The organism is Achromobacter sp. 1012554356, assembly GCF_059760815.1.
The window spans coordinates 1-25,218 of record NZ_JCBANC010000046.1 but is presented as its reverse complement, the minus strand read 5'-3'; the positions used below and the strand labels follow the sequence as shown (position 1 = coordinate 25,218).

The following is a 25,218-nucleotide window of genomic DNA, read 5'->3' as shown; positions in this document are numbered from 1 at the left end:
CATGAAAAAAATTGATGACGTACCGCCCATACTTTACCGCCTTGCGCCGCACGATCCCGCCGGCCACCGCTACCGGATAACCCTTACGATCGCTTCGCCCTCGCCCGCAGGCCAGCGCCTGTCGCTGCCGGCCTGGATTCCGGGCAGCTATCTGATCCGCGACTTCTCGCGGCAGATCGAGTCGCTGGCCGCATATTCGGGAACGCGGCGGGTGAATGTCGACAAAACAGACAACCACACTTGGCAGGCCGCGCCTTGCGAGGGGCCGCTGCGGGTCGAGTACACGGTGTATGCGTGGGATCTGTCGGTGCGCGGCGCGCATCTGGACGAGACGCACGGGTTCTTCAATGGCACGAGCGTGTTCCTGCGCGTGCAGGGCCAGGACCATGAACCCTGCCTGGTGGACCTGGCGCCGCCGCGGGGCATCGACGGCTGGAAGGTGTACACGAGCTTGCCGGAAGCGGCGGGTCACAAGGGCGCGGCGCGGCGGCACGGGTTCGGGCTGTACCTGGCGCCGGACTATGACGCGCTGATCGACCACCCGGTAGAGATGGGCACGCCGCAGGTGTCGCGGTTTGTGGCGCACGGCGCGGAGCACGAACTGGTGTTCACGGGGGTTGCGCCGAATCTGGATCTTGCGCGGATCACGGAAGACGTGAAGAAGATCTGCGAGACGCAGATTGCGTTTTTCGAACCGCGCGCGAAGCGGGCGCCGTTCCTGGACAGTGCGGACCGCTATGTGTTCATGACGATGGTGACGGGCGACGGCTACGGCGGTCTGGAGCATCGCGCAAGCACGGCGCTGATGACGGCCCGCAAGGACCTGCCGGTGCTGGGACAGCAAGGCCAGGGCGACGGCTACCGGGGATTCCTTGGGCTGGTGAGTCACGAGTATTTCCATACGTGGAACGTGAAGCGGATCAAGCCGGACGTTTTCGCGCCGTACGATCTTTCGCAACCGGATCTGACGCGGTTGTTGTGGGTGTTTGAGGGATTCACGTCCTATTACGACGATCTGCTGCTGCTGCGCTCGGGCGCGATCACGCGCGCGGATTATCTGCGTCTGCTGGGCAAGACGATCACGAGCGTGGCGCGCACGCCGGGGCGGCATAAGCAGTCAGTGGCTGAAAGCTCTTTCGATGCGTGGACGCGGTATTACAAGCAGGACGAGAATTCGCCGAACGCGCTGGTGAGCTATTACACGAAGGGCGCGCTGGTGGCGCTGGGACTGGATCTGCTGATCCGCGAGGAATCGTCTGGCGCGCATTCGCTGGACGATGTGATGCGTCTTTTGTGGGAACGCTATGGGCGGGATTTCTATCGGGGCAAGCCGCAAGGGTTGCTTGAAGACGGGCTGCCGGCGCTGATCGAGGAAGCGACGGGCGTCGATACGCGCCGGTTCATTGCTCGGCATGCTTACGGGACTGCGGATGTACCGTTGGCTGCGCTGCTTGAATCGCAAGGCGTGAAGCTGCAATGGAAGGCGTCGGCCAATATTCCGTCATTGGACGTGCGGACGCGCAAGCAAGGTGAGTCGCTGATGTTGGCGACTGTCCTTGAAGGCGGGGCTGGGCATAAGGGCGGGTTGTCGGCTGGCGATGTGTTGGTGGCAATCGATGGGTTGCGGGTGGATGCGCCGGCGGGGTTGGAGTTGTTGTTGGCGCAGTACCGGGCTGGGGAGCGGGTGAATGTGCATGTGTTTCGGCGGGATGAACTCCGGGAGTTTCGGGTGAGGTTGAGTGGGCCTGAGGCTTTGGAGTGTGTGTTGGTTTGAGGGGTTTGGTTTGGCGGGGTTGAGTTCTTAAGAGGTCCGGCACGGCGGCGGGTTCGGTTCTTGAGGCGTCCGGCTCGGCGGCAGCCCGGGGCGCGCGGGGCCACGATCGCGGTCCGGAGCCTTCACTCCGCCCCCCCCGTCGTCATCTTCGTCCGCCTTCGGCTCCCTTCAGATTCCCTCGGGCTTATCGACGCCCCGCGCACCCCGGGCTGCCACCGCACCGGACTCGAGCAGTTGAAATTTTTCGGGCGGCGGGGATGTCGGTGTGCTTGGCGTTTTTGCGGGGGGCTCTTCGAGCTAGAAGCGTCTTGCGATGCCCGTCCCCGTTCGGTTGCGCGGGCGGCCTTCAGGGACTTACGCGGCGTCTTACGGCGTGGCGATGACGCTTCGCGTGTGGCTGCTTCTGCTCCAGGTGTCTGACACCCTGGTGAGATTCGCTTCATGCCAAGTGTGTCTCCCGAGGGTGTCAGACACCGGCAGCGGCAGATGCTCTCGGCAGATTCAGCAGAGACCGCAATAACCGTCATTTGAACTCCAGTACCGGATGCCGAATGAGGTGTCTGACACCCCTCGAATTCGTAAGACTGAATGAGGTGTCTGACACCCTGGTGAGATTTGCTTCATACCAAGTGCGTCTCCCTAGGGTGTCAGACACCGACAGCGGCAGACGCTCTTCGGAAGTTCAGACCCAACCGACGTTAATCGTCATTTGAACTCCCGTGCCCGATGGGCGGCGCGTACGGGTCGCCAAGTTGTGGCTGAACGTCGCCGCGCCGCCCATCATCGCCCCTCCCCCCGTGACGGCGGGCCATTAGCAAACCACCGTCACCAGCGCGCAAGCGATCACCGCCACGACGCCCCTCCGGCCCGATGCCGGGTTGCCGCCGTCCGGGCGGCAGCAACCCGGCGGCCCCGCAGATTTTCTACCCCGACCACAGGTCTTACAGCGCCCCAAACCAAAGACCCTAGCAGCACGGCGTCGGGCGACCTACTGCGACTACTGTGACCGCAACGTCGTGCGACCCAAGAACGTTGGTGCATCCCAGGCAACACCGTGATCCCTTACACGGACCTACCGCCCCGCCCCCACCAAATCTACGATGAACCCGTCACCCTCCAAGGACAAACCATGTCAAAGCTAACGAAATTCCTCTTACCCTTCATCGCCACAGCGACGTTACTCAGCCAGCCCATCCAAGCCGCCTCCCATCACGCCCAGGCCACGCCCAAGCCCACCGACCCCGTCGTCACCGAAGTAATGACAAAGGCCCTGCCCGACATCCCCGGCAAGGAAGCCCTGATGCTCGTCGTCGACTACCCGCCCGGCGGCGCCGACCCCGTCCACCGCCACGACGCCTACGGCTTTGTTTACGTCCTCGAAGGCACGATCGTCATGCAGGTCAAGGGCGGCAAGGAAGTCACGCTCAAGCCCGGTGAAACTTTCTACGAAGGCCCCGACGACATCCACACCGTGGGACGCAACGCCAGCCAGACCGAGCCGGCCAAGTTCGTGGTCGTCCTCATCAAGAAGCAAGGCACCCCCGCCCTGACGCCGGTCAAATAGGGACGCCGGGCGGACGCCGCCCCTCAGAACGCCAGCAGGCCTTCCCCCCAGGGAAGGCTTTTTTCTTTTGCGCTTGATGTCACAAGATTGCGGCGCCCGCCGTCTTAGCTGTAGGATCAACCCACTTGCGGCGCCGCCACCATGTCGACACCCTACCCAACCCCCTCGGATACCTCTTCGAACGGGCCGGACTCCCTGGCCGACAGCTTTGCCACCAGCTATGCCGGTGTCATGGCTTTCATTGCCGTTGCCGCCGAGGGCAACTTCGCCAAGGCGGGCGACCGGCTCGGCATCGGCCGCTCGGCCGTCAGCCGCAGCGTCCAGAAGCTCGAAGACCAGCTTGGCACCCGCCTGTTCGTGCGCACCACACGCAGCACGTCGCTCACGCCCGAAGGCCAGCGTTTTTACGAACAATGCCACCCCGGCGTCGAGCGCATCATCCAGGCCCTGGACGACATGCGCGAACTGCGTGAAGGCCCGCCGTCGGGCCAACTGCGGGTGTGCTCCACGGTGGGCTTTGGCCGCAAGGTCGTCGCCCCGCTGCTCAAGGGATTCCGCGAAACCAACCCCGGCATCTCGGTCGAGCTGCTGCTGGACGACGGCCCCACCGACTTCACCACGGACCGGGTCGATGTGTCTTTCCGCAATGGCCGCATGGAAGACAGCCAGGTGATCGCCAAGAAGATCATCCCGATGCAGATGATGCTGTGCGCCTCGCCCGCCTACGCCACCGCGCACGGCCTGCCCGCCAGCGTCGACGACATCGCCGACCACGCCTGCGTGAATTTCAAGCTGGCGTCGGGCCGCGTGTTCGAGTGGGAGTTCAAGGTGGCCGGCCAGCTGCGCAAGGTGGCGCCGCCCGCCATGCTGACGTTCAACGATGCCGACCTGGTGCTGCAATCGGTGCTGGATGGCCACGGCATCGCGCAGATGGCCGCCTATCAGGTCTGCGATCACCTGCGCGCCGGCACGCTGGTCGCCTGCCTGCCGCAATACGCGCCCGATGACCGCGGCCATTACCTGTGTTTCTTGAGCCGCCAGCACCTGCCGGCGCGCATGCGCGCGTTCATCGACTACATGACCGAAAACATCCGCGCGATGGACTTGCAGATATTGGACAGCCTGCTGGTGAAGCAGGCTTGAAGGGATGGCAGTGATGCGCGATGAACGACGCGCTACTGCGTCAGCGCCACCACGCTTTCAATGCCGCCCTGCGCCATCTTGGAATACGGACAGAGGCGCTCGGTGTTGCGCACCAGTTCCTCGGCAAGGGCCTTGTCCAGGCCGGGCAGGTGGATGTTGACGTCCGCGGTCAACGCGAACAGGCCATCGACCGGATCTCGCCCGAACGAAATGGTGGCCGTGACCGACGCCTCGGGAATGGAAAGCCCGGACCGCTCGGCCAGCATGCTCAGCGCACCGTGAAAACACGCGGCGTAGCCGGCGGCAAACAGCTGTTCGGGATTGGTGCCCCCGCCCGTGCCACCCAGCTCCACCGGCAGGCGCAGTTCCACGATCAGTTCGCCATCGTCCGAGATGGCAATGCCCGAGGCGCGGCCGTGCGCGGCCTCCCCGCCGCGCACCGTCACGCTGGTGGTGTACAGGGGACGGAAGTCGCCGCCCCGGTACTTGTCCAGGAGGTTTTGGGAAGGAGGCCGCAGTTTGCTCATGTGGGTCCTTGTGCCCGCCGCTACTTTTTTGCGCCCGAACGGCTGAACCAGGTTTCGAAGTCGATCTTGCCCAGGCGGGGGCCGGATCCCGGCACCAGTGTGTCGTCGTCGAGCAGCGCGCCAAAGTAGCGCACGCCGGCGTCCGCCTGCACGGTGCGAGTGTCCCCGATTTTACCCATGTAGCGCTGGGCCAGTTCCGACAGCCTGACCTTCTCGGGACCGGCGATTTCCACGATGCCGTTCACCGGCGCGCCCAGCGTCGCGTCGGCCATGGCCAGCGCCACGTCATCGGACGCGATGGGCTGCACGTAGGCGGACGACAGGCGCACTTCATCGCCCTGCGTGCCAGACTGCACGATGCCGCCCAGGAATTCGAAGAACTGCGTGCTGTGGACGATGGTGTACGGCAGGCCGGCGGCTTCGATCAGGTCTTCCTGCGCGATCTTGCCGCGGAAGTAACCGCTTTCGGCCAGGCGGCGGGTGCCGACGACCGACAACGCGACGTGATGGCGGACGCCGGCTCGCTTTTCGGCGGCCAGCAGGTTGCGGCCCGAGGTCTGGAAGAACTCCAGCACAGCCTTGTCTTCGAAGGACGGCGAGTTGGCAACGTCGACCACCACGTCAACGCCGGCCAAGGCCGCATCCAGGCCTTCGCCCGTAATGGTGTTCACGCCGGTGGCGGGGGACGCGGCGATGGCCTCATGGCCACGTTCGGTGAGCAGCTTGACGAGCTTGGAGCCGATCAGGCCCGTGCCGCCGATGACGAGGATTTTCATGATCGTTCCTTAGTTGAATTGGGCCTTGTCCAGCCCGTACGCCTTGTCCGCCGAGCCGGGCACGGTCTGGAAGCCCACGTTCAGGCGGTTCCAGCCATTGATGGCCATGATGGCAAAGCTGAGGTCCGAGATTTCCTTTTCGGACAGTTCACCGCGCACGCGCTCATACACCTCGGTCGGCACGCCGTGCACGCCCAGCGTCGTCAGCGCTTCGGTCCAGGCCAGGCACGCACGTTCGCGCGCCGAAAACTGGTTCGATTCGCGCCAGATGGCGACGTGGTGCAGGCGCAGTTCGCGTTCGCCGGCAATCTTGGCCTGCTTGATGTGCATGTCCAGGCAGAAGGCGCAGCCGTTGATCTGCGAGGCCCGGATGTCGACCAGGGTCAGGATGGACTCCTCGATCGCGCCAGCCTTGGCCAGCATGCTGAATTCGACAAATTTCTTGAACAGTTCGGGCGACTGGGCAAAGGCGTTGAGACGTTGGCTCATGGTGACTCCTGGGTGGTTGGGCGCTTCCCGATGGGGGTATCGGGTGTTGCGCTGGTTTGTTCGACGCCCAAATCGTAGGCCGGCGCGCCGCGCGGCAGTAGCCCCGGCGCAGGGACCACGATGTTGCCGCAATGACAACAATCGCCACGCCCCATCACGCCGAAAATACGCTGGCAATCAAGGCTCGCGCCCGGAACCCATCATGAACAGAAACGATATTTCGATGCAGGACATTCACTACTTCGTGGAAGTCGCCAAACGCGGGAAGCTGTCCGCCACCGCCGCCGAACTCAGCATCCCCGTGGCCACGCTGTCTCGGCGCCTGACACAGCTGGAGCAGACATTGGGGTACAAGCTGCTGAACCGCACCACCCGCAGCATCGGCCTGACGGCGATCGGCCAGCAGTACTTCGACCAATGCGCGGTGCACGTCGAAGCCGCCCTGTCCGCGCACGAAAGCATCCATTCCAGCCTGAACCATCTGGCTGGCACGCTGCGCGTGTCGGTGATGCCGGGACTGACCATGATCCTGCCGGCGGTATTGAAGGAACTGCGCGAGACCTATCCGCAGATCTCGTTCGAGGTGGAACTCGGCTCGGCCGGCACCGCCCGCAACGGCCAGCCCTTCGACCTGATGCTACGCACGGGCGAGCTCGAGGATTCCGCGCTGATCCAGAAACACGTGGCCCAGGTGCAATGGATTCTTGTCGCGGCACGCAGCTATCTGGACCGCTTCGGGCGGCCGGCCTGCCCGGAAGACCTGGGCCTGCACGAGCGCATCATCACGGGCGGCCTGCCGGACTGGACGCTGGGCGAAGGAGACAGCCTGCTCAACGTCCGCGGGCCGACCCACATCGGCACCAACAGTGCGGCGCTGGGCGTGCAGCTGGCCACTGCCGGGCTGGGCATCGCCTGGATGCCCAGCCATCAGGCGCTGTCGCAAACGCTGCGGGAACTGGCGCTGGAGCAGATCCTGCCCGACTGGAAACTGCCGCCGGCCACCATCTACGCACTAACCGACAACCGCGTGACGCCAGCGCGGGCCAAGGTGTTTTTGGACACGCTGCAACGGCATTTGAGGGTGAATTAGGCCCGGTCTAGCGCGCACACCGACACCCGAAGTTCTCTTGCCCCGGTGTCTGACACCCTGGTGAGACCACCTTCATCCTGCTCCACCGCATCAAGGGTGTCAGACACCTCCATAGCAACATGCCCCGGTGTCTGACACCCTGGTGAGACCACCTTCATCCTGCTCCACCGCATCAAGGGTGTCAGACACCTCCATAGCAACGTGCCCCGGTGTCTGACACCCTGGTGAGACCACCTTCATCCTGCCCCGCCGCATCAAGGGTGTCAGACAACTCCATAGCAACGTGCCCCGGTGTCTGACACCCTGATGAGACCACCTTCATCCTGCCCCGCCGCGTCAAGGGTGTCTGACACCTCCATAGCAACATGCCCCGGTGTCTGACACCCTGATGAGACCACCTTCATCCTGCCCCGCCGCGTCAAGGGTGTCAGACACCTCCATAGCAACGTGCCCCGGTGTCTGACACCCTGGTGAGACCACCTTCATCCTGCTCCACCGCATCAAGGGTGTCAGACACCTCCATCGCAACGTGCCCCGGTGTCTGACACCGCAATCGCAAGCGACCCGTCAGACCCGCGCCCCTATCACCCCAGCAGATTCTCCCTGACATGCACCAGATGCCGCCGCACGGCCGCCATCGCGCGGTCCGCGTCGCGATCATGCAGCGCCTCGACGATCTCGCGGTGTTCGATCTGATACGCCGCACGCCGCTCGGGCGTCAGGCTCTTGCGCTTGAGCGCGCCCCACGTCGCCTGCGAGCGCGCTGCGGTCATCAACGCAAACACCTTTTCGATGAAGAGGTTGTGCGTGGCCGTAGCCATCAGCTCGTGCAGTTTCGCGTCCCACACCTCGAATGCCTCGAAGCTGGCCGCAGCCTCCGCTTCATCGCACGCATTCTGCATGGCGGCGAAGTCGGCCGGCGTGCCGTGCTGCACGACCAGCGCCGCAATGGCCGGTTCCAGCACGAGCCGCGCAGCCATCAGTTCGGCCGGACTGGTGGACAGCACCTCGCCGCGCAGCACCGCCTCGGTCTGCGCCAGCGCGGTGGGCGGGTTGGCATAGGTGCCGCTGCCCACGCGCTGCGAGATCAGGCCTTCTTCCTTCAACTGCGTCAGCGTGCGGCGCACGGTTGACCGGCTGATGCCGAATTGCTCGCTCAAGGCGCGTTCGGTCGGCAGGCGATGACCCGCAGGCCAAGCGCCCGACTGGAGATTTTCGATGATGACTGCCCGCATGGCGGAGGCTTTGTCCATGGGTGTTCCCGGATGAATACGCTGCGGATGATACCAAATCAGTCCAATAAAATCTTATATCACTGCTAGAAAACGGATTCGCGTCCGGAGAATTTTGGTTTATTCTGCCCAACACCAGCAATTGGGCCTATAAACAACCCAATTGGTATTTTTTGGTATGTCATCACAGGCGGCCCCGGCCGCCGTAGGAGCAAGCATGAAAATCGCGGTATTCCGAGTCAATGGCGAGCGGCGCGTGGGTGTGGTGTCGGACGACGGCAGCACAGTCACCGCACTGGACTTCCCCCCGGCACTTGCGGCAGCCGGCGCGCTGACGGCGGTGCAATGGCTGGCCGAGGGCCGCGCCCTGCCCGCGCAAACGGGTCCGGCCTATCGCTGGGATCAGGTCGAGCACGAAGCGCCCCTGCCCGCGCAGCCGCGCAACCTGTTCTGCGTGGGCCGCAACTACCACGCCCATGCCAAGGAACTGCGCGACTCCGTGTTCAAGGACAACGACGCCAATCCGGAATCCTGGCCCATCGTCTTCACCAAGGTGCCGCAGACCGTGGTCGGCCCCTGGTCCGACGTGACGCTGCCCACGGGCATCTCCGACAAGATCGACTACGAGGCCGAACTGGCCGTGGTCATCGGCAAAGGCGGCCGCAATATTTCGCGCGCCGAGGCCATGAGCCACGTGATCGCCTACACCGTCGTCAATGACGTCACCGCGCGCGACGTGCAGATGCGCCACCAGCAGTGGGACCTGGGCAAGTCGTTCGACACCTTTTGCCCCATGGGTCCGTGGCTGGTCACTGCCGACGAGCTGGACGGCCGTCAGACGCGCGTGCGCTGCTGGGTCAACGGCGATCTGCGCCAGGACGGCAATACCGAAGACCTGATCTTCGACATCCCCACGCTGATCGAGACTTGCTCCCGCGGCATCACCCTGTATCCCGGCGACGTCATCGCCACGGGTACGCCCGCCGGCGTGGGCCAGGGCCTGAATCCGCCGCAGTTCCTCAAGCACGGAGACGTCGTCCGGATCGAAATCGACGGCATTGGAAGGATCGAAAACCGATTCGTCTGACGCCCGCGTAAACGAGCGCCGGTCACAAGCAACCGGCGCCGCGCAGCACAAAAGACCTAAGGAGTGAGACATGAACCTGCGCTGCAAGCATGTAGCCAGACGGGCGGCTGCTGCCGCCTTGCTATGCCTGGGCGCCACGTCCGCGATGGCCGCCGGGTACCCGGAGCGTCCCGTCACGATGGTGGTGCCCTTCCCGCCCGGCGGCGTCGCCGATACCATCGCCCGGCCCCTGGCGCAGGCCCTGGGCGACAAGCTGGGCCAGCCCATCGTCATCGAAAACAAGGGCGGCGCGGGCGGCGCCATCGGCATCGGCCAGGCGGGCCGCGCCAAACCCGACGGCTACACGCTGCTGCTGAGCCTGTCGTCGATCTCCATCCTGCCCGCCGCCGACCGCCTGCTCGAACGCAAGCCGGCCTATCAGCTTGACCAGTTCGTGCCGATCGCCCGTATCACTGCCGATCCCACCGTGCTGGTCGTGCGCGCGGACGCGCCGTACAAGACGCTGGACGAATTCATCGACGCCGCAAAAAAACAGGGCGGCAAGCTGAGCTACGGCAGTTCCGGCATCTACGGCACGATGCACGTGCCGATGGAAATGCTGCAGAACGCCGCGGGCATCAAGATGATGCACGTGCCGTTCACGGGCGCCGGTCCGGCGGTGCAGGCCCTGGTTGGCGGCCAGGTCGACGCGCTGGCAACCGGCCCGTCCAGCGTCATGCAGCTGATCCAGGCCGGACGCGTGCGGCCGCTGGCGCATTGGGGCGAGGGCAAGCTGGACAGCCTGCCCGAGGTGCCGTCGCTGACGTCCAAGGGCTACGACGCCAGTTTCGTGCAATGGTCCGGCGTGTTCGCGCTGGCAGGCACCCCGCCCGCCGTCATCGACAAGCTGCGCCAGGCCGTCAAGCAGATCGCGGGCGATCCGGCGGTGCAGGCGCGCATTGCCGGCACCGGCAGCCCGGTGCAATACCTGGACGCGCCGGCATTCGACGACTACTGGAAAAAAGACTCCGCGTCGCTGGAAGTTGCGGTCAAGCGGATCGGCAAAGTGGAGTAGCCGCCGCCTGCCGCGCCAACGCCTTGCGGTCGACCTTGCCCACCGCGTTCTCGGGCAGCCGGTCGACCCAGCACACGTCGCGCGGCACATAGATCCGGCCCAGCCGCGCCAGCACTTCGGCCTGTATGGCGGCCGCGTCGGGCGCGGATTCACCGTTGCGCTGGACGAAGATCACGGGTGTCTCGCCCAGATCATCGTCCGGCGCCCCCACCACGCAGCAGACGGCAACGCCAGGCATCCCCGTCACCACGCCTTCGATGAGCGCGGGCGAAATGTTCTCGCCGCCCCGGATGATCACGTCCTTGATGCGCCCGGTGATGGTCAAAAAACCCTGCGCGTCGAAGCGGCCCAGATCGCCGGTGCGCAGCAGCTTGAGCGCCCCCGCGTCCGCGCTATCCACGCCCAGATAGCCCAGCATCAGGCTGTCGCCCGCAATGCAGATCTCGCCTTCGGCGCCGGCCGGCGCGAGGCCGCCATCGGGCAGGCGCAGGCTTACGTCCTGTCCTTGCAGCACCGTGCCCACCGACCCCACGCGCCGCGCGTCCGGCGGATTCATCGTGGACGTGCACGTGGCCTCCGACAACCCGTAGGACACTACCAGCGGACATCCCAGAAAGGCTTCGATCCTGCGATGCAAGGCCTCGGTGATGGGCGCCGAGCCGCAACGCGCGAAACGCAGCCCGGCCAGGCTGTCCGGATCGAACGTCAGTTCCAGCATGCGCGCATACATCGTCGGCACGCCGGTGATGATCGTGGGCCTGAACGCGTCCAGCAGGCCGGGCATATCCTGCGCGCGGAACCGGCCGGCCAGCGCCACACTGGCGCCGGCCAACAGCGGCGTGAAAATCTGGTTGTTCAGTGCGTTGGTGTGATGCAGCGGCATGACGTGCAGCAGGCAATCCGACGGCGTGAGGCCCGTATGCGCCAGCACGCCGCGCGCGTTGTTCACCAGGCCTTGATGGGAAAGCAGCACGCCTTTCGGATTGCCCGTGCTGCCCGACGTGAAGAGCAACAATCCCGGCGCTTGCGGCGCAATGTCCGCGCCCGCCCAGTCGGGGGTGGCCGACGCCACCTGCGCGGCATCGAGCACGCGCGCCTCGGGCAGGCCGCAGGCGCTGGCCGTGGCGGCGTTGTCGTCGTCCGCCAGCATCCACGTCAAGCCCACCGCCGCCACGCGCCGCGCGGTTTCCTCGACCGACAGCCGTGGCTCCAGCGGGCACGGGCAAGCGCCCGCCGCCATGACGCCCAAAATGGCCAGCACCTGCGCCAAAGAGCGCTCCATCGCCACGCCAACGAAATCGCCCGGCGCGACGCCCGCGGCCCGCAGGCCGCCCGCTGCCTGTCCCACGCGGCGGCGCAGATCCGCGTAGCTGACCGTTTCCTCGGCGGTCACCAACGCTGTGCGAGCCGCCCATTCCGGCTGGTCCCACAAGCGCGCAAACGCCGCCACGACCGTGGCATCGGCAATCGTCATGACTACTCCCCCTGTAACGGGCTCGTTGATGAGTGGCGCGCGGTCAGCGCAGTGCGACGGCGGCGTCGCGTTCGAACTGCCCACCGGCGTCCAGCTCGCGCAAGGCGCGGGCTTCCTGCTCGGTCGGCGGTTCGGTCGGACCCGCGCCGATGGCGTCGAATTCGAAACCCGTGCGTTCGCGCACTTCCGACAGGCTGGATTCCGGATGCCAGGATTGCAGGGCCAGCCGGCCGTCGCGTTTGACGAACACCGCAATCGGCGTCACCACGCCATGAAAGCCGCCCCACGACGTCATAAAGTCCAGCTTGGGCACGAAGGTGCGGCGCGAATGCTCGGTGCGCCAGGTGCAGGCGCGCCGAGCCGTCGGCAGCATCACCGCCCCGCCGCCCCCGCCGGGCAACCGGACCTTGGGTTCATGCCAGTCGCCGATGCACGAGTTGTTGGCGCAGCCCGCGCCGTCGATCTGCGCGGCGCCCAGGAAGGTCAGGTCCATGCGGCCACGCGTGCACAGGTCGTAGAAGTCTTCGTTGGAAAAGATCGACGCGGTGTGCTCGGCCAGCACCGGATCCGAACTGGACAACGGAATGTGCGATGGCCGCGGGTTCACGCCGCCCGCCACGTTGATGTACACGAAGTCCCAGTCATAGGCGCGCTTGGCAAGCAGGCACGCCAGCATGGGCATGGTGGAGTTCACGCCGCTGAACGTGATTTCTGCAGGACGGATAAAGCGCGCCAGATTGGTGACGATGTACGAAAAGCCCGACCATTGCTCAGCCATGATTTCCCTCCCGCGCTTCGGGCGCCGCCGCCATGTGCGCGCGCAGATCGCTGTTCTTGTCCATGTAGGTTTCCACCGCCGGGTAGTCGATGGCGTAATCGGGCCAGCACGACCCCGGCCACGCGCCCTGCGGCACGACCGCAAAGGCCTGCACCATGAAATACGGCACCAGCGTGGATTCGGGCTGCGCCTCAAACACGGCGCTGTCCACCTGCTTTTCGGCCACGACCAGCACACTGCCCGCGGCGCGCGACATGATGCGGTCCCAGTGCGCCGTGCCGTGCACGCGCACGTTGCCCAGCGCATCCACTTCGGACGCCTGGATCACGGCGAAGTCCGGCTTGATCGCCGGCACCACCCAGGTTTTTTCGCCGCTGCCGTACGGATCATCCAGGCATTTCCACCCATTCAATTCGGGCAGGCCGCTGCCATGCAGGCCGCCGCAAGGCTGGAACGGCACGCCAAAGGCCGCCGCGCGCAGCCCCGCCGTCAGGCTGGCGCAGGCGTGTTCCTCAAGTTCGATCTCGTGGCGCTCGACAGCGCGCCGATACCAGGGCGCCAGCCCGAAATTGCCTTCCATCGCGACGATGCCCGCGCGCACGCGGCGCAGCACGCCCGCGCGGCACAGGATGTCCACGTCGTACCCCGGCGACTGCTTGATCAGTTCGAGATCGCGCTTTTCCTGGCGGATCAGTTCGCGCACGAACGCGAACGGTCCGCGATGCAGAAAGCTGCCGCCCAGCGCAATCGACGCCCCGTTGGGCACCAGCGCCGCCAGTTCCTGCAAGCTGCACTGCTTGTTCTTTTGGTTGAATCCTGAAGCCATTGTCTTCCTCCCTGCTCGATGGGACGCGCCTAGCGCGCCTGCAGATATGCCGCCACGCGGTCCTTCAAACCCGGCGCCGCGGCCGAACGCACCAGCCGCGCCAGGTCCGTGTCCGGCGTCTCCTGCGACAGGGCCGCGTACAACTGCGCGCGGCTGGCATCGGTTAGCGCGCCGGCGGTTTCCAGCGCCGCTTCGACGATCTGCGGCCACTCCTGCTGTGTTGCCAGGCGGCTGGCGAAGCCATCGCGCAATGCGTCTTCGGCAGTGAACGTGGCCGCCTGTTCAAGAATCGTGCGCGCGCGCTCGGCGCCCACCAGCGACGCAAAGCGCCGCGTGCCCAGCACCAGCCCAAACTTCAGACCGGGCATACGGAACGTTGCGTCCGGCGCGCTGATGCGCCACTTGCAGGCGCCGAACACATCCACGCCCGCGCCGAAATTGCGCCCGTGCGCCAGCGCCACCGTCAGACACGGCGATGCCGCCAGCCGCTGCAGCAGGGTCTCGATCCGCACGAAGCGCAACAGCAGATCGCCTTCGCTCTGCGTCTGCCAATCGCCAAAGTCAAAGCCCGCGCTGAAGTTCTTTCCCTCGCCTTGCAGCACGATGACCTGGGCACGTTCGCCTTCGGCCTCGTCCAGCGCGGCGATCAGCGCATCGACCAGGTCGGCCGACAACGCATTCATCTTTTCGGGACGCGCCAGCGTCAGCACGTGTCGCGGCCCTTGCCGGTCGATGCGTAATACGCTCATTGCTTGCCTCCCTTGCCGGCGTCGCGCAGCGGTCCCAGCACCTCGTCGTTATGCTCGCCCAGCGCGGGCGGGCGGCGGCGCAACGCCGTGGTCTCGCCATCGAACCGCACCGGCAGACCAAACGTGCGGGTCTGCACGCCATTGGGCAGCTCCAGCGCCTGCACCCAGCCCATGTGCTCGACCTGCGGGTCCGCCAGCACCTCGGAATACGTGTTGATCGGCGCGCACGGTACGCCGGCTGCGCGAAAGCGCGCCAGCCAGTCCTGCGCCTCATGCTCGGCGAAGATCTCCTCCAGGATGTCGCGCAGCGCCGTCTGATTGCGGGCGCGGGCGCTGGTGTCGGTAAAGCGGGGATCGGCCAGCAGGTCTTCGCGCCCGACCGTCGCGCACACGGCCTTCCACAGCGCCTGGTTGCCCGCGGCCATGCCGAAATAGCCGTTCTTGCAGCGAAAGGCCTGGTACGGCGCATTGCGCGGATGGGCCGACCCGAGCTTGACCGGATCCTTGCCGCTGCCGAAGAACTCGGACGTCTGCAAGGCGGCGATGCCCAACGTGGCGCCCAGCATCGGCACGTCGATGTGCGTGCCCTGCCCGCTAGCCTGGGCCGCACGCAGTGCCGACGCGATGGCGAACGCGCCGTACAGCCCCGCGGAAAAGTCCGCCAGCGGCACGCCGCATTTGACCGGCTCGCCGCCGGGTTCGCCCGTGACGCTCATGATGCCGCTCATTGCCTGAATGGTCAGGTCAAAGCCGCCCTCCTGCGCGCGCGGCCCGGATTGGCCGTAGGCGGAAATCGAGCAATAAACCAGCCGGGGATTGGCCTCGCGCAACTGCGTGTAGCCCAGGCCCAGCCGCTCCATGACGCCCGGCCGGTTGTTTTCGATGAGCACGTCGGCGCGTAGCGCGAGTTCCCGCGCCAGGACCAGATCGCCAGGATCCTTCAGGTTCAACGTCACCGACCGCTTGTTGCGGTTGAGCGAGGCGAAGTTCTCGCTGTAGCCGTCCGAGATGGGCGGCCAGCTGCGCAGCGTATCGCCGCCCTCCGGGTTCTCCACCTTGATCACGTCCGCGCCCATGTCCGCCAACAACATGCCGCAAAAGGGTCCCGCCGCAACGTTGCAAATCTCCAGCACCGTAATGCCGGCAAGCGACGAACTGGGTGTCATGTCTGACCTCTCGTTATGAAAATTCAATATTTGGGATGCGAAAAACAGTATAAGACGCGGCCATCAACGATGGCATCATCCAGACCCGCCTCAGCGAAAACCGCTTACCCTCAGGGCCAGTCTTAGTGCAATCCCTAGGTGCTGCGGTTAATTGTTGACCAGCATAGCACCGTGTGGAATTCTACGTAAACCATTTATTGAAACATCAATCCTAATATTTAGGATTCAACAAAGAGGACTGCAGCGGCCCCGGCGCCCCGCAATCGCGAACCGCCCCGTCGCATGCTGGCCCATCCACCGAGGAGACTTGCATGAGACTGTCGTGGCGTATTGCCCTGGCCAGCACGGTGCTGGCGCTGTCGGCCAACCCCGCATCGGCCGACAACTGGCCGACCAAACCCGTACGCATGGTGGTGCCGTTTCCGCCGGGCGGCGCAACCGATGCCGCCGCCCGCATCTATGCTCAGCATCTGGGAGATTTCCTGGGCCAGAGCGTGGTGGTTGAAAACAAGGCTGGCGCGGGCGGCGAGATCGGCGCCGAATTCGTCGCCAAATCCCCGGGCGACGGCTACACCCTGCTGATGGGCGCGGTGGGCAGCCATGCCATCCATGCCGCCATGCCCGACAAGCCGGGCTACGACTTCGGCACGGCGTTCGTCGGCGTGTCCATGGCCACCAGCATGCCGATGTCGGTCGCGGTGAACAGCAGCAAGATCCCGGCCAGGAACGTGCAGGAGCTGATCGCGCTGGCCAAGAGCAAACCGGGATCCATCACCTTCGGATCGGCCGGCCCCGGCACCTCGCAGCACATGGCGGGCGAACTCTTCCAGGCAGTCACCGGCACGCGGCTCATGCACGTGCCGTATCGCGGCAGCGGGCCGGCCATCACGGATCTTCTGGGCGGTCAGATCGACATGGTCATCGAAACGCTGCCCGCGCTGCTGCCGCAGGTCGCCAGCGGCAAGATCCGCCTGCTGGGCGTCACGACGGCCAAGCGCGCCACCGCGCTGCCCGACCTGCCGACGCTGGCGGAACAGGGGGTGAAGGATTATTCGGTCGCCACCACGTATGCGCTGCTCGCGCCGGCGGGCACACCGCCCACGGTCTTGGACAAGCTGTCGGACGGCATGCAAAAGGCGGCGGCAATGGAATCCGTGCAGCAGGCCGCCCTGAAACTCGGCGCCGACGCCATTGCCACCTCGCCTGCCGACACCAGTCGGATGCTCAAGCAGGAAGTTGCGCGCTGGGCCGACGTGGTGCGCCTGTCGGCGGCGAAATGACGCGCGGCCCCGCATCGGCCCCGCCGGCCGCAACCGACCTGGTCATCGCGGGCGGCGGCTCGGTCGGCGTCAGCTTCCTCTATCAGTTCCTGCTGGCGCTGCAGGCTGGGCCGGGCTTGCGCCCACCAACGATCCATCTCTTCGAACCGCAGGCCGCCCCCGGTCCTGGCGACGCCTACCAGGACGACCTGCGCAGCAACCTCCTCAACATTCCGGCGGGCAACATGTCCGCACGCGCCGACCATCGGCTGGACTTTGTCGACTGGCTGCGCGAACAGGATGCCAACTGGCTCCAAGGCTACGGCGTCACCACGATCGACCCCGCCGACTTCCTGCCGCGCCCGCTGTTCGGCGCCTACCTGCGCGCGGTCTACGCGCGCTGCCGCCTGCTTGCCGAATCGCTGGGCGTGACGCTTGCACACGTGCCTAGCCGCGTACACCGCGTGACCCCGCAGCCCGACGGCCGCGTGCGCGTCCAACCCGCTCACGGCGCTCCGCTCGCCGCGCGCCACGTCGTGCTGTGCAACGGCAACCTGCCTTCGCAGGCGTTCCCCGCGCTGGAGGGCGTGGCGGGTTACTTCAATAGCCCGTATCCGGTGTCGTCGCTGACGCACGCCATCGCGCCCGATGCCTCCGTGTGCATCGTCGGCACCAGCTTGAGCGCCGTGGACGCCGTGGCCGCGCTGCAGCAGGCCGGGCACCGCGGGCCCATCCTGTGCGTCTCGCGTAACGGACGGCTGCCGTCGGTGCGCAGCCCGCACAACCGCGCGCCCAGCACGCTGCATCACCTGAGCCGCGACGGCGCCCTTCGGCTGGCGGCCCGGCACGGCGGCGCGCTGACGCTGGACACCATCTGGCAGGCGCTGCAGGACGAGGTGCGGGCGCAGCAAGGTTCGCTGGACGACAACGACGTGCTTGGCATGGAAGGCGACGCGAGAGCCGCACTGGACGATGAAATCCGCCGGTCGTCCGCGGCGCCGCGTCCATGGCAGGCGGTGGCCGCCGCCACCAACGCGGCGGTGGACCAGATCTGGCATCTGCTGCCGGACACCGAACGGCGCCGCTTCCAGTCGCAATGGCGATCAATCTGGATGGCGCGCCGTGCAACCTTCCCGATGCGCAACGCCCTGAAACTGCAGGCCTTGTTCGGCGCGAACCAGCTTCGCGTTGCCGCCGGCTTTGCCGGCTGCGGTCACGATTCGGCCACGGGTCTGTTCCGCACGCGGTTGCGCACGGCGGGCGGCCAAGCCGAACATCTGAGTCAGCATCTGATCAATGCCACGAGCTTCTCGGTAGATGCGCAGCGCACGGACGATCCGCTCGTGTCCCAGCTGCTGCGCGACGGTCACGCGCAGGCCGATCCGCATGGCGGACTGGCGCTGGACTACGACACCGGCTGCTTGAAAAACGCCGGCAGCCAGATCGAGGCGGGCGTCTCGGTGCTGGGCAGTCTGGCGGGCGGCACGTACTTCTGGACCACCTCCATGGACGTTAACGCCCGGCTCGCGCGCGATCAGGCCGAGCGGATCGCGGCCACGCTGCGCGCCCCAACCGCTATTGATCCAGAAATCCCCGGCGATATCCCATCCCCTGAGAGATGGACTGCGCACAGGCCGCCACATCCGGCGCAAGCTGCTTCATCCTAGCGGCGCTCAGGCGGTCCAGCGGTCCCGAGATACCCACCGCCGCGACGGGCTGGTCCAGGCTGTTGAACACGGTCACGGCCAGCCCGCCCACCCCTTCCCGCCATTCGCCGCGGTTGACCGCGTAGCCGGCCCGCGCGATCTTGCGCAGTTCGTCTTTCAAGAGTGGCATGGACACAATGGTGGACGGCGTGTGCCGCACCATCTGCTCGGCGTAACGTTCGACGTAGCCTTCGGCCTGGTAGGCCAGGAGCGCCTTGCCGGTTGCCACTGCGTAGGCAGGCGCGCGGCCGCCCACCATGGAATACGCGCGAATGGGCTGCGGGCTGTCGATCTTGTCCACGTAGACGACATCAAAGCCGTCCAGCACCGACAGGTGCACGGTCTCGCCGGTCTGATCTGCGAGCGTGCGCATGTAGGGCGCGGCCAGCTTGCGCACGTCCAGTTGCGCCAACTGCCGCGCCGCCAATTCGAACAGGCGCACGGCGCCACGGTAACCGCCGCCGTCGTCGTCCTTGATGACATAGCCGGCGTGGATCAGCGTCTGCAAGGTGCGATGCGTATTGCTGCGGGTCAGGCCCACGCGCGCCGCCAGCGCATCGATGGTGCGAGGCGGATTGTCCACATCGGTCACCGCTTCCAGCACCATCAGCCCTTTGAGCAGCGTCTTGTCCATTCGTAGTTTTTCCTAATATTTAGGACGGGAACATAGCACGAGACGCGGCGCCGGAACAGCGGATTTGCCGCAGCGCCCTTGCTAGCCCAGCGTGGCGCGGACGGCGGCCGACCGATCCCACAGATTGGGCAGGCTGGCCGACGAATAGCCCGACACGAACGGCTTGGCCATGCCGGTGTCCGGGTCGTAAACATGGCGCGACACCGCGCCGATATTGCCGCCATACAGATGCACGCTGATCGAGACCCGGTCGGGATAGGCGTTGGACACCTGATGGATATCGCCCTCGGCCGGCGACAGGCGTTCCACATCGCCAGGCCGAAGGGTCGTGGCCTCGCCTGCGGACGCCAAGCGCCCGTCAGCGCCGCGCACGAACCGCTGATTGATCTCCGAGCCGCGCAGCATGCCCACATAGCCCCAGACCTCGTGATCGTGCACGGGCGTGGACTGGCCGGGTCCCCACACAAAGCTCACCAGCGAGAACCGCTCCAGCGGGTCGCAATGCAGCAGGAACTGTTGATAGAACTGCGGATGCGGCGCGGTACAGGCTTCGGGCAGCCAATCGTCGTGGCGCACCAGGTCCGCGAACGCCGCCTCAAGTTCGGGCGTCTGGTCCAGCGCCTGCGGCGTGGCCAGCCGCGTCGCGGTGGCGATAAAACGGCGCAGCCGTTCCACGCTGTTGTTCGATTCAGGCATTGCAGGTCTCCAGGCGGGATCAAATCCCAGAATGAAAAAAGAGTATCCACGATTCAGGACGGCAACGCACGCGCCTGCCGATTCCCGCACGGACCAACCCCGCGCAACCGCGCTTGACAGGTCCTTGCCGGCGCGTGCAGCGTATCGGACTGTCTGCAAGGTTGGAAATGAAAAACACGCATCACGATATTCCGCCCGCGCTGGCGCAGGCGCTGCGCGACGCGCGCCGCGTGGTTGTCTTCACGGGCGCAGGGGTGTCCGCCGAAAGCGGCATCGCCACGTTCCGCGATGCCTTGACCGGGCTCTGGTCGCGCTTTGACGCGCAGGCGCTGGCCACGCCCGAAGCCTTCCGGGAGCATCCCGACGTCGTCTGGGGGTGGTACGAATGGCGGCGCGCGCAAGTCCTGCGCGCCGCACCCAATGCCGCGCACCACGCCATCGCCACACTCGCGCTCCATGTCCCGGCGCTGACCGTCATCACGCAGAACGTGGACGATCTGCACGAGCGCGCAGGCAGCCGCGCCGTCACGCATCTGCACGGCAGCCTGCATGCGCCGCGCTGCTCGCGCTGCGGCGCGCCGCATGCCTTTGCCGCCGAAACGCCACAAGAACCGGATGCCGGCCGGCGCATCACGCCGCCTCCGTGCACGGCATGCGGCGCTCCGGTGCGGCCGGGCGTCGTGTGGTTTGGCGAAAGCCTGCCGGCGCAAGCCTGGCGCGACGCGACGGACGCCGTGCGGCAATGCGACCTGCTGTTCAGCATCGGCACCTCGTCGCTGGTGTACCCCGCCGCCGAACTGCCACAGTTGGCCATCGCAGGCGGCGCCACGGTCGTGCAGGTCAACCCGGCCGCCACGCCGCTGGATGCGCTGGCCCATCACAATCTGCGCGGCGCCGCAGCCGAAGTGATGCCCGAATTGCTAGCCGCCGCGAGGTTTGGTGAGGATCCGTGGTAACCGAAACACACAGCTATGACACGCGCGCGACACTTGCGGGGAAACCCCCAAATTCACCATTACAACCGCGGTAGACAGTGGTGTAATGGGCTTCGCTTTTGGAGATGATCATTCCGTTTTCCTGGAGACTTCCTGACGTCTTCGTACGTTCGCCAGACGGTGTCTTGCACCGTGTGGTGCGGCACGCCACGACCACGGAAACCATCGCCCTGCTCGAAGGCATGCCCAGCAACACCCATCTGGATTGCGAATGCAAGCTCGACAACGGCGAAACGCTGTGCTGGGTGGGCAACGACGAATACCGCCAGTTGAATGGCGGCGCCGTCTTTTTCGCCGTCACGGCACACACGACACCTCGAGGCGAGTCGCGTCACAGCGTCTCCGCCCCGAGCGATGAAAAGCCGGCATCCGCGCCGAGCCCCTCACGCAAAAAGTTTGCAGGGGCCCAAGCTCGCCTGCCGCCCGCTGTAGTCAATCTAAAAACCGGCAACGATTGGAGCCTGATCCGCGCCTGGCGCGAGCATCTGAATATCAGCACTGCTGACATGGCTGCCCGCCTTGGCGTAGACCACTCCATCTATATTGAATTGGAACGGCCGCGCCCGCGGCCCCGGCAGGTGATTCTTGACCGCGTGTCCGAGGCCCTGGGCGTTTCGCCGGAACAACTCGATGATTCATTGTTAGGCGGACAGTTTCATTAGCGCTGCGCGCGAGGCATTGCCCCGCGCCCGCGCCATGAATTGTTCAAACGACTTTGGCGCCGACACCTGACGGCCCGCGCATGGAGGTATTGAATATGCTCGGCACCGCAAGACGATTGACCGACGTGCTCGCCACATCGCCGGATGGCACGTTGTATCGCATCGAACGTTTCGTTTCCGATCCCGGCGCGTATTCCGCGCTGGGCACGCCGCGCTTCGACCCGAAGACACACTGCGTCTGCCGCACCAGTTCCGGTGAAAAAGTCGCGTGGCTGGGCGGCCAGACCTATCAACTTCTCAAGAGCGGCACGTCCTTGACCGCGGTGGACCGACGACGCGCCTGACAGCCGCCGTTGCCGCCCCCCCGCTACCGCCCAAAGCGCGTCACCACAAAATCCACGAATGTCGTGAGTTTGGGCGGGGCCTGGCGGTCCTTCGCATACAAGAGCGTGATGGGCCGGGCCACCGGCCAGTAAGGCTGCAGGATGGGCACCAGGCGGCCGGCGCGCACATCGTCGGCCAGCAGCAGTTCGGGCTGCAGCACGATGCCAAAGCCCGCCAGTGCGGCCTGCCTGAGCGCCTGCCCGTTGTTCGACACGAACCGCCCCGCCGGATACCCCATCTCTCCGCCTTCGTCCGTGCCCAGCCTCCAGCCGGTGCGCCGGCTCCAATGCGAGAAGTCCAGGCACTGATGCCGCGCCAGATCACCTGGCACGGCCGGCGTGCCGTAGCGCTCCAGATATGCCGGTGCCGCGCAGACGATCATCTGATAGAGCCCGATGCGGCGCGCCACCAGGCCGGAGTCTGCGGGTTCGCCGATACGCAGCGCCACATCGAAACGCGACGCCACCACGTCTTCGACCAAGTCGCTCAACGACAGCTCCACACTGACGTCCGGATAGATCGACAGGTAGTCCGCGATAGCCGGCGCCAGCGCGAATGAACCGAACGACACCGACGAGGTGATGCGCAGATGGCCGCGCGGCGCCGAACGCAGCGCCTCGGCACCCTGCTCGGCGTCGCGGATGTCGGCCAGGATCGTCTTGCAGCGCGCGAAGTACGCCTGCCCCGCCTCGGTCAGGCTCTGGCGCCGCGTCGTGCGGTTCATCAGCCGCAATCCCAGCCGCTCCTCCAGGCCCTTGACGTGCTTGGCGGCCATGGCCGGCGACATATCCCGTTGCACCGCGGCGGCAGACAGGCTGCCCAGCTCGACCACGGCCACAAAAACTTCCATGCTGAGCAGGCGATCCATGGATTACGCACTCCGAGTGTTGACTGATCCAACAATTCTAGGATTTTTCGGACGGAATGCGGGGCGCAGAATGCGTCCATGCGTTGGCGCCCTTGCCGGCGCGCCCATTTCAACAATCCACGGAGAACCCATGAAGATCATCCTCATCGGCGCAAGCGGCACCCTCGGAAGCGCGATCGCCCGCGAACTCGGCCAGCGGCACGACATCATCGCGGTGGGCAAGACTCGCGGCCAATACCAGGTCGACGTCACCCGTAGCGACAGCATCCGCAGCCTGTTCGAACGCGTGGGCAAGGTCGATGCCATCGTCTCCGCCACCGGCAGCCTGCACTTTGGCCCGATCGCCGACATGACGGCTGACCAGTTCAAGGTTGGGTTGCATGACAAGCTGCTGGGCCAGGTCGACTTGGCCCTCATCGGCCAGCACTACGTCAACGCGGGTGGCTCGATCACGCTGACCAGCGGCATCCTGAGCGATGAGCCCATCCGCTTTGGCGCGAACGCGGCCGCCGTCAACAGCGCCATCGACGGTTTCGTGCGCGGCGCGGCCGTGGAACTGCAAGGCATCCGCATCAACGCGGTCAGCCCCACCGTTTTGCAAGAGTCGCTGAACAACTATGGTCCGTACTTCCAGGGCTTCGAAGCCGCCCCCGCCAGCCGTGTCGCGCTGGCCTACAGCCGCAGCGTCGAAGGCGCGCAGACCGGGCGGGTGTATCGGGTGTGGTGATGCCGTGCCGCAATGAGCACCCGCCAACCGGCGGCGGGCACTGAAAAACGCTGACAAGACAAGCGGACAAAAAAAAAGCGGCTTGATGAATTCATCAAGCCGCTTTTGCGTACGCATTGCTGCGTTTTTCTGGCAGAAATCATGCTGTGCAGCATGATCTCGAATAAGTTGGTGCGCCCGGCAGGATTCGAACCTACGACCCCCTGGTTCGTAGCCAGGTACTCTATCCAGCTGAGCTACGGGCGCCCCGAAAGAGGCGTGTTTATAACACGAAAGAATCGTGCCATGCAAATCGACCCCGTTTAAATCGGGTCTCGGCAAGTGGCGCCCGTGGGTTTGCGAGATGTCAATGAAACGCATGGCCCGTGCGCAGTACGCTCAGTTCCACAAGAACACATCAGGCAGACAGCATGGCCAAGAAGTTTCCCCTGCATCCCAAACACCCCGAACGCATTTGCTGGGGCTGCGACCGATACTGCTCCACCGATTCCATGGCCTGTGGCAACGGCTCGGGCCGCACCATGCACCCGGCGGAATCGCTCGGCGACGATTGGTATCTATTCGGAGATTGGGGCTTCGATGACGCGGACGACAAGCCAGAATCGAAAGAGAAAGAAGAGGCCGCACATTAATGTGCAGTGCAGTGCAAAACCAGTGACGCGCAAAACAGGTGATGCACAAAGCAGGTGATGCACAAAACCAGCGATGCACAAAACAAGTGCCGCACAAAACAAAAAGGCCTTTGATTCAAGATCAAAGGCCTTTCCATTTTCTTTGCCGCTTTTTGCATCGCGGTGTTTAGACCGTGATGTTTGGTGCGCCCGGCAGGATTCGAACCTACGACCCCCTGGTTCGTAGCCAGGTACTCTATCCAGCTGAGCTACGGGCGCTCCGGCAAAGAGGCAAAATTATATCAGAATAATCGTGCCATGTTTGTAGTGGAGCAGAACTTTTTGCAGAGAACGTCTTACCGCACTGTTCTTATTGCAACTTTCACTTCACTACGGCTGCTTTTTTCGTCTTCTTTTCTGCCGATCCGCGCATTGCGCGAACTACAACAAAAAACTTGGTGCGCCCGGCAGGATTCGAACCTACGACCCCCTGGTTCGTAGCCAGGTACTCTATCCAGCTGAGCTACGGGCGCTTGAAAAAGCAAGCCTTGAATAATAGCGTTGTTTCGCAAGATGCGCAAGTTGGGCGGCGCGCAGATGGCTGCGTACAGCTTCCCGACAGCGGATGGTCACACCGATAGAACCTTGTCTCTTTAGCCTAGCGGCCGTTAACGATGCCGGCTGTCATCCGGCGATTTTCGTGACGCAATGACAGTGCGCCACGTCATCCGCAAGCTTAAGAGACCTTTCATGTCCGACAAAGACAAAAGCACTGGAGAACCTTCGCAGGACGACTCCAGCGCAACGCCCGTACGCGCCACCCGCCGGGGCTTTCTGACCGGCATCGCCGCATTGGGCGCCAGCGCGGCCGCCATGGGCGCGCTGTCCGGCTGCTCCAATGACGACGACGATGACAGCCCCGCAGCGCCCGCGCCCGCCCCCGCGCC

General features: G+C 65.2%; 25 protein-coding genes, 3 tRNA genes and 1 pseudogene. 14 read left to right on the top strand and 15 right to left on the bottom strand.

The window, feature by feature from the left end:
- The first annotated feature begins 1 nt into the window (after position 1).
- From AC6LJW_RS21285 to AC6LJW_RS21275, 3 genes are all read left to right on the top strand, one after another.
- The gene (locus AC6LJW_RS21285; RefSeq protein ID WP_498088205.1) at positions 2-1,774 is read left to right on the top strand and encodes a M61 family metallopeptidase; all 1,773 of its coding nucleotides are present in this window, start codon (positions 2-4) and stop codon (positions 1,772-1,774) included.
- A gap of 1,129 nt (positions 1,775-2,903) precedes the next feature.
- Positions 2,904-3,338, top strand: a complete 435-nt coding sequence (locus AC6LJW_RS21280) for a cupin domain-containing protein (protein ID WP_056563439.1) — start codon at positions 2,904-2,906, stop codon at positions 3,336-3,338.
- Between the two features lie 141 nt (positions 3,339-3,479).
- Entirely contained in the window at positions 3,480-4,481 is a 1,002-nt protein-coding gene (locus AC6LJW_RS21275; RefSeq protein ID WP_498088204.1) for a LysR family transcriptional regulator, read from the top strand.
- Between the two features lie 32 nt (positions 4,482-4,513).
- Here the strand turns inward: AC6LJW_RS21275 and AC6LJW_RS21270 are convergent, their stop codons facing one another.
- From AC6LJW_RS21270 to AC6LJW_RS21260, 3 genes are read right to left on the bottom strand one after another with little or no spacing between them, the layout of a single operon-like run.
- Positions 4,514-5,008 (bottom strand): Ohr family peroxiredoxin, encoded by a 495-nt coding sequence (locus AC6LJW_RS21270; RefSeq protein ID WP_498088203.1) that lies wholly within the window; start codon positions 5,006-5,008, stop codon positions 4,514-4,516.
- A 20-nt stretch (positions 5,009-5,028) separates the two neighbouring features.
- Positions 5,029-5,784 carry an SDR family oxidoreductase gene (locus tag AC6LJW_RS21265; protein WP_056563447.1) on the bottom strand — a complete coding sequence of 252 codons (756 nt, stop codon included), beginning with the start codon at positions 5,782-5,784 and terminating at the stop codon, positions 5,029-5,031.
- 9 nt (positions 5,785-5,793) lie between these two features.
- Positions 5,794-6,273: a carboxymuconolactone decarboxylase family protein gene (locus AC6LJW_RS21260; protein ID WP_056563450.1), complete on the bottom strand. Its 480-nt coding sequence runs from the start codon at positions 6,271-6,273 to the stop codon at positions 5,794-5,796.
- Between the two features lie 202 nt (positions 6,274-6,475).
- On the opposite strand from AC6LJW_RS21260, the gene AC6LJW_RS21255 reads away from it, so the two are divergent.
- Positions 6,476-7,363: a LysR family transcriptional regulator gene (locus AC6LJW_RS21255; RefSeq protein ID WP_082578860.1), complete on the top strand. Its 888-nt coding sequence runs from the start codon at positions 6,476-6,478 to the stop codon at positions 7,361-7,363.
- 584 nt (positions 7,364-7,947) lie between these two features.
- Here AC6LJW_RS21255 and AC6LJW_RS21250 read toward each other — a convergent pair.
- Positions 7,948-8,616: a FadR/GntR family transcriptional regulator gene (locus tag AC6LJW_RS21250; protein WP_056563451.1), complete on the bottom strand. Its 669-nt coding sequence runs from the start codon at positions 8,614-8,616 to the stop codon at positions 7,948-7,950.
- Between the two features lie 196 nt (positions 8,617-8,812).
- Here AC6LJW_RS21250 and AC6LJW_RS21245 point away from each other — a divergent pair, with 196 nt between their 5' ends.
- Positions 8,813-9,682, top strand: coding sequence for a fumarylacetoacetate hydrolase family protein (locus AC6LJW_RS21245; protein ID WP_056563454.1), 870 nt, complete (start codon positions 8,813-8,815; stop codon positions 9,680-9,682).
- Positions 9,683-9,752: 70 nt separating this feature from the next.
- Entirely contained in the window at positions 9,753-10,736 is a 984-nt protein-coding gene (locus AC6LJW_RS21240; RefSeq protein ID WP_056563456.1) for a Bug family tripartite tricarboxylate transporter substrate binding protein, read from the top strand.
- Here the strand turns inward: AC6LJW_RS21240 and AC6LJW_RS21235 are convergent.
- From AC6LJW_RS21235 to AC6LJW_RS21215, 5 genes are read right to left on the bottom strand one after another with little or no spacing between them, the layout of a single operon-like run.
- Positions 10,711-12,210: a class I adenylate-forming enzyme family protein gene (locus tag AC6LJW_RS21235; protein ID WP_498088202.1), complete on the bottom strand. Its 1,500-nt coding sequence runs from the start codon at positions 12,208-12,210 to the stop codon at positions 10,711-10,713. The two genes, AC6LJW_RS21240 and AC6LJW_RS21235, sit on opposite strands and share 26 nt — an antisense overlap.
- Positions 12,211-12,253: 43 nt before the next feature.
- On the bottom strand, positions 12,254-12,988 hold the full coding sequence (locus tag AC6LJW_RS21230) for a CoA-transferase subunit beta (protein ID WP_498088201.1): 735 nt from the start codon (positions 12,986-12,988) through the stop codon (positions 12,254-12,256).
- Positions 12,981-13,814, bottom strand: coding sequence for a CoA transferase subunit A (locus tag AC6LJW_RS21225; protein ID WP_056563465.1), 834 nt, complete (start codon positions 13,812-13,814; stop codon positions 12,981-12,983). Before AC6LJW_RS21225 ends, AC6LJW_RS21230 begins: the two co-directional genes overlap by 8 nt.
- A 29-nt stretch (positions 13,815-13,843) precedes the next feature.
- On the bottom strand, positions 13,844-14,563 hold the full coding sequence (locus tag AC6LJW_RS21220) for an enoyl-CoA hydratase/isomerase family protein (RefSeq protein ID WP_056563468.1): 720 nt from the start codon (positions 14,561-14,563) through the stop codon (positions 13,844-13,846).
- Complete coding sequence (locus tag AC6LJW_RS21215) at positions 14,560-15,729, bottom strand: CaiB/BaiF CoA transferase family protein (RefSeq protein WP_056563471.1); 1,170 nt, start codon at positions 15,727-15,729, stop codon at positions 14,560-14,562. Before AC6LJW_RS21215 ends, AC6LJW_RS21220 begins: the two co-directional genes overlap by 4 nt.
- Positions 15,730-16,040: 311 nt before the next feature.
- Here AC6LJW_RS21215 and AC6LJW_RS21210 point away from each other — a divergent pair, with 311 nt between their 5' ends.
- Entirely contained in the window at positions 16,041-17,009 is a 969-nt protein-coding gene (locus AC6LJW_RS21210) for a Bug family tripartite tricarboxylate transporter substrate binding protein (protein WP_498088200.1), read from the top strand.
- Positions 17,006-18,655 (top strand): FAD/NAD(P)-binding protein, encoded by a 1,650-nt coding sequence (locus tag AC6LJW_RS21205; RefSeq protein WP_498088199.1) that lies wholly within the window; start codon positions 17,006-17,008, stop codon positions 18,653-18,655. The genes AC6LJW_RS21210 and AC6LJW_RS21205 overlap by 4 nt, the downstream gene beginning before the upstream one ends.
- Here AC6LJW_RS21205 and AC6LJW_RS21200 read toward each other — a convergent pair.
- Together AC6LJW_RS21200 and AC6LJW_RS21195 are read right to left on the bottom strand one after the other, a co-directional pair.
- Positions 18,564-19,328 carry an IclR family transcriptional regulator gene (locus AC6LJW_RS21200; protein WP_082578861.1) on the bottom strand — a complete coding sequence of 255 codons (765 nt, stop codon included), beginning with the start codon at positions 19,326-19,328 and terminating at the stop codon, positions 18,564-18,566. The genes AC6LJW_RS21205 and AC6LJW_RS21200 overlap by 92 nt on opposite strands.
- Before the next feature lie 81 nt (positions 19,329-19,409).
- Entirely contained in the window at positions 19,410-20,024 is a 615-nt protein-coding gene (locus AC6LJW_RS21195; RefSeq protein WP_427988233.1) for a cysteine dioxygenase family protein, read from the bottom strand.
- 167 nt (positions 20,025-20,191) lie between these two features.
- On the opposite strand from AC6LJW_RS21195, the gene AC6LJW_RS21190 reads away from it, so the two are divergent.
- The 3 genes from AC6LJW_RS21190 to AC6LJW_RS21180 all read left to right on the top strand — a co-directional run bounded on the left by AC6LJW_RS21190 (position 20,192) and on the right by AC6LJW_RS21180 (position 22,025).
- The gene (locus AC6LJW_RS21190) at positions 20,192-20,980 is read left to right on the top strand and encodes an SIR2 family NAD-dependent protein deacylase (protein WP_498088198.1); all 789 of its coding nucleotides are present in this window, start codon (positions 20,192-20,194) and stop codon (positions 20,978-20,980) included.
- A 98-nt stretch (positions 20,981-21,078) separates the two neighbouring features.
- A complete protein-coding gene (locus tag AC6LJW_RS21185) occupies positions 21,079-21,681 on the top strand; it encodes a helix-turn-helix domain-containing protein (protein WP_056563487.1) in 603 nt (200 codons plus the stop codon).
- A gap of 95 nt (positions 21,682-21,776) precedes the next feature.
- A complete protein-coding gene (locus tag AC6LJW_RS21180) occupies positions 21,777-22,025 on the top strand; it encodes a hypothetical protein (protein ID WP_175124227.1) in 249 nt (82 codons plus the stop codon).
- A 23-nt stretch (positions 22,026-22,048) separates the two neighbouring features.
- On the opposite strand, the gene AC6LJW_RS21175 is transcribed toward AC6LJW_RS21180, so the two are convergent.
- On the bottom strand, positions 22,049-22,933 hold the full coding sequence (locus AC6LJW_RS21175; RefSeq protein WP_498088197.1) for a LysR family transcriptional regulator: 885 nt from the start codon (positions 22,931-22,933) through the stop codon (positions 22,049-22,051).
- Between the two features lie 130 nt (positions 22,934-23,063).
- On the opposite strand from AC6LJW_RS21175, the gene AC6LJW_RS21170 reads away from it, so the two are divergent.
- Positions 23,064-23,660, top strand: coding sequence for a short chain dehydrogenase (locus AC6LJW_RS21170; RefSeq protein WP_427986917.1), 597 nt, complete (start codon positions 23,064-23,066; stop codon positions 23,658-23,660).
- A 169-nt stretch (positions 23,661-23,829) separates the two neighbouring features.
- Here the strand turns inward: AC6LJW_RS21170 and AC6LJW_RS21165 are convergent.
- Positions 23,830-23,906, bottom strand: a tRNA-Arg gene (locus AC6LJW_RS21165).
- 164 nt (positions 23,907-24,070) lie between these two features.
- Between AC6LJW_RS21165 and AC6LJW_RS21160 the strand changes: the two genes are divergently transcribed.
- Positions 24,071-24,292 (top strand): DUF3079 domain-containing protein, encoded by a 222-nt coding sequence (locus tag AC6LJW_RS21160; protein ID WP_056563500.1) that lies wholly within the window; start codon positions 24,071-24,073, stop codon positions 24,290-24,292.
- 181 nt (positions 24,293-24,473) lie between these two features.
- Here AC6LJW_RS21160 and AC6LJW_RS21155 read toward each other — a convergent pair.
- Positions 24,474-24,550: transfer RNA gene (locus AC6LJW_RS21155), tRNA-Arg, on the bottom strand.
- A gap of 177 nt (positions 24,551-24,727) precedes the next feature.
- A tRNA-Arg gene (locus tag AC6LJW_RS21150) sits at positions 24,728-24,804 on the bottom strand.
- Between the two features lie 217 nt (positions 24,805-25,021).
- Between AC6LJW_RS21150 and AC6LJW_RS21145 the strand changes: the two are divergent.
- A pseudogene (locus AC6LJW_RS21145) lies at positions 25,022-25,218 on the top strand (acid phosphatase); the annotation flags it as partial.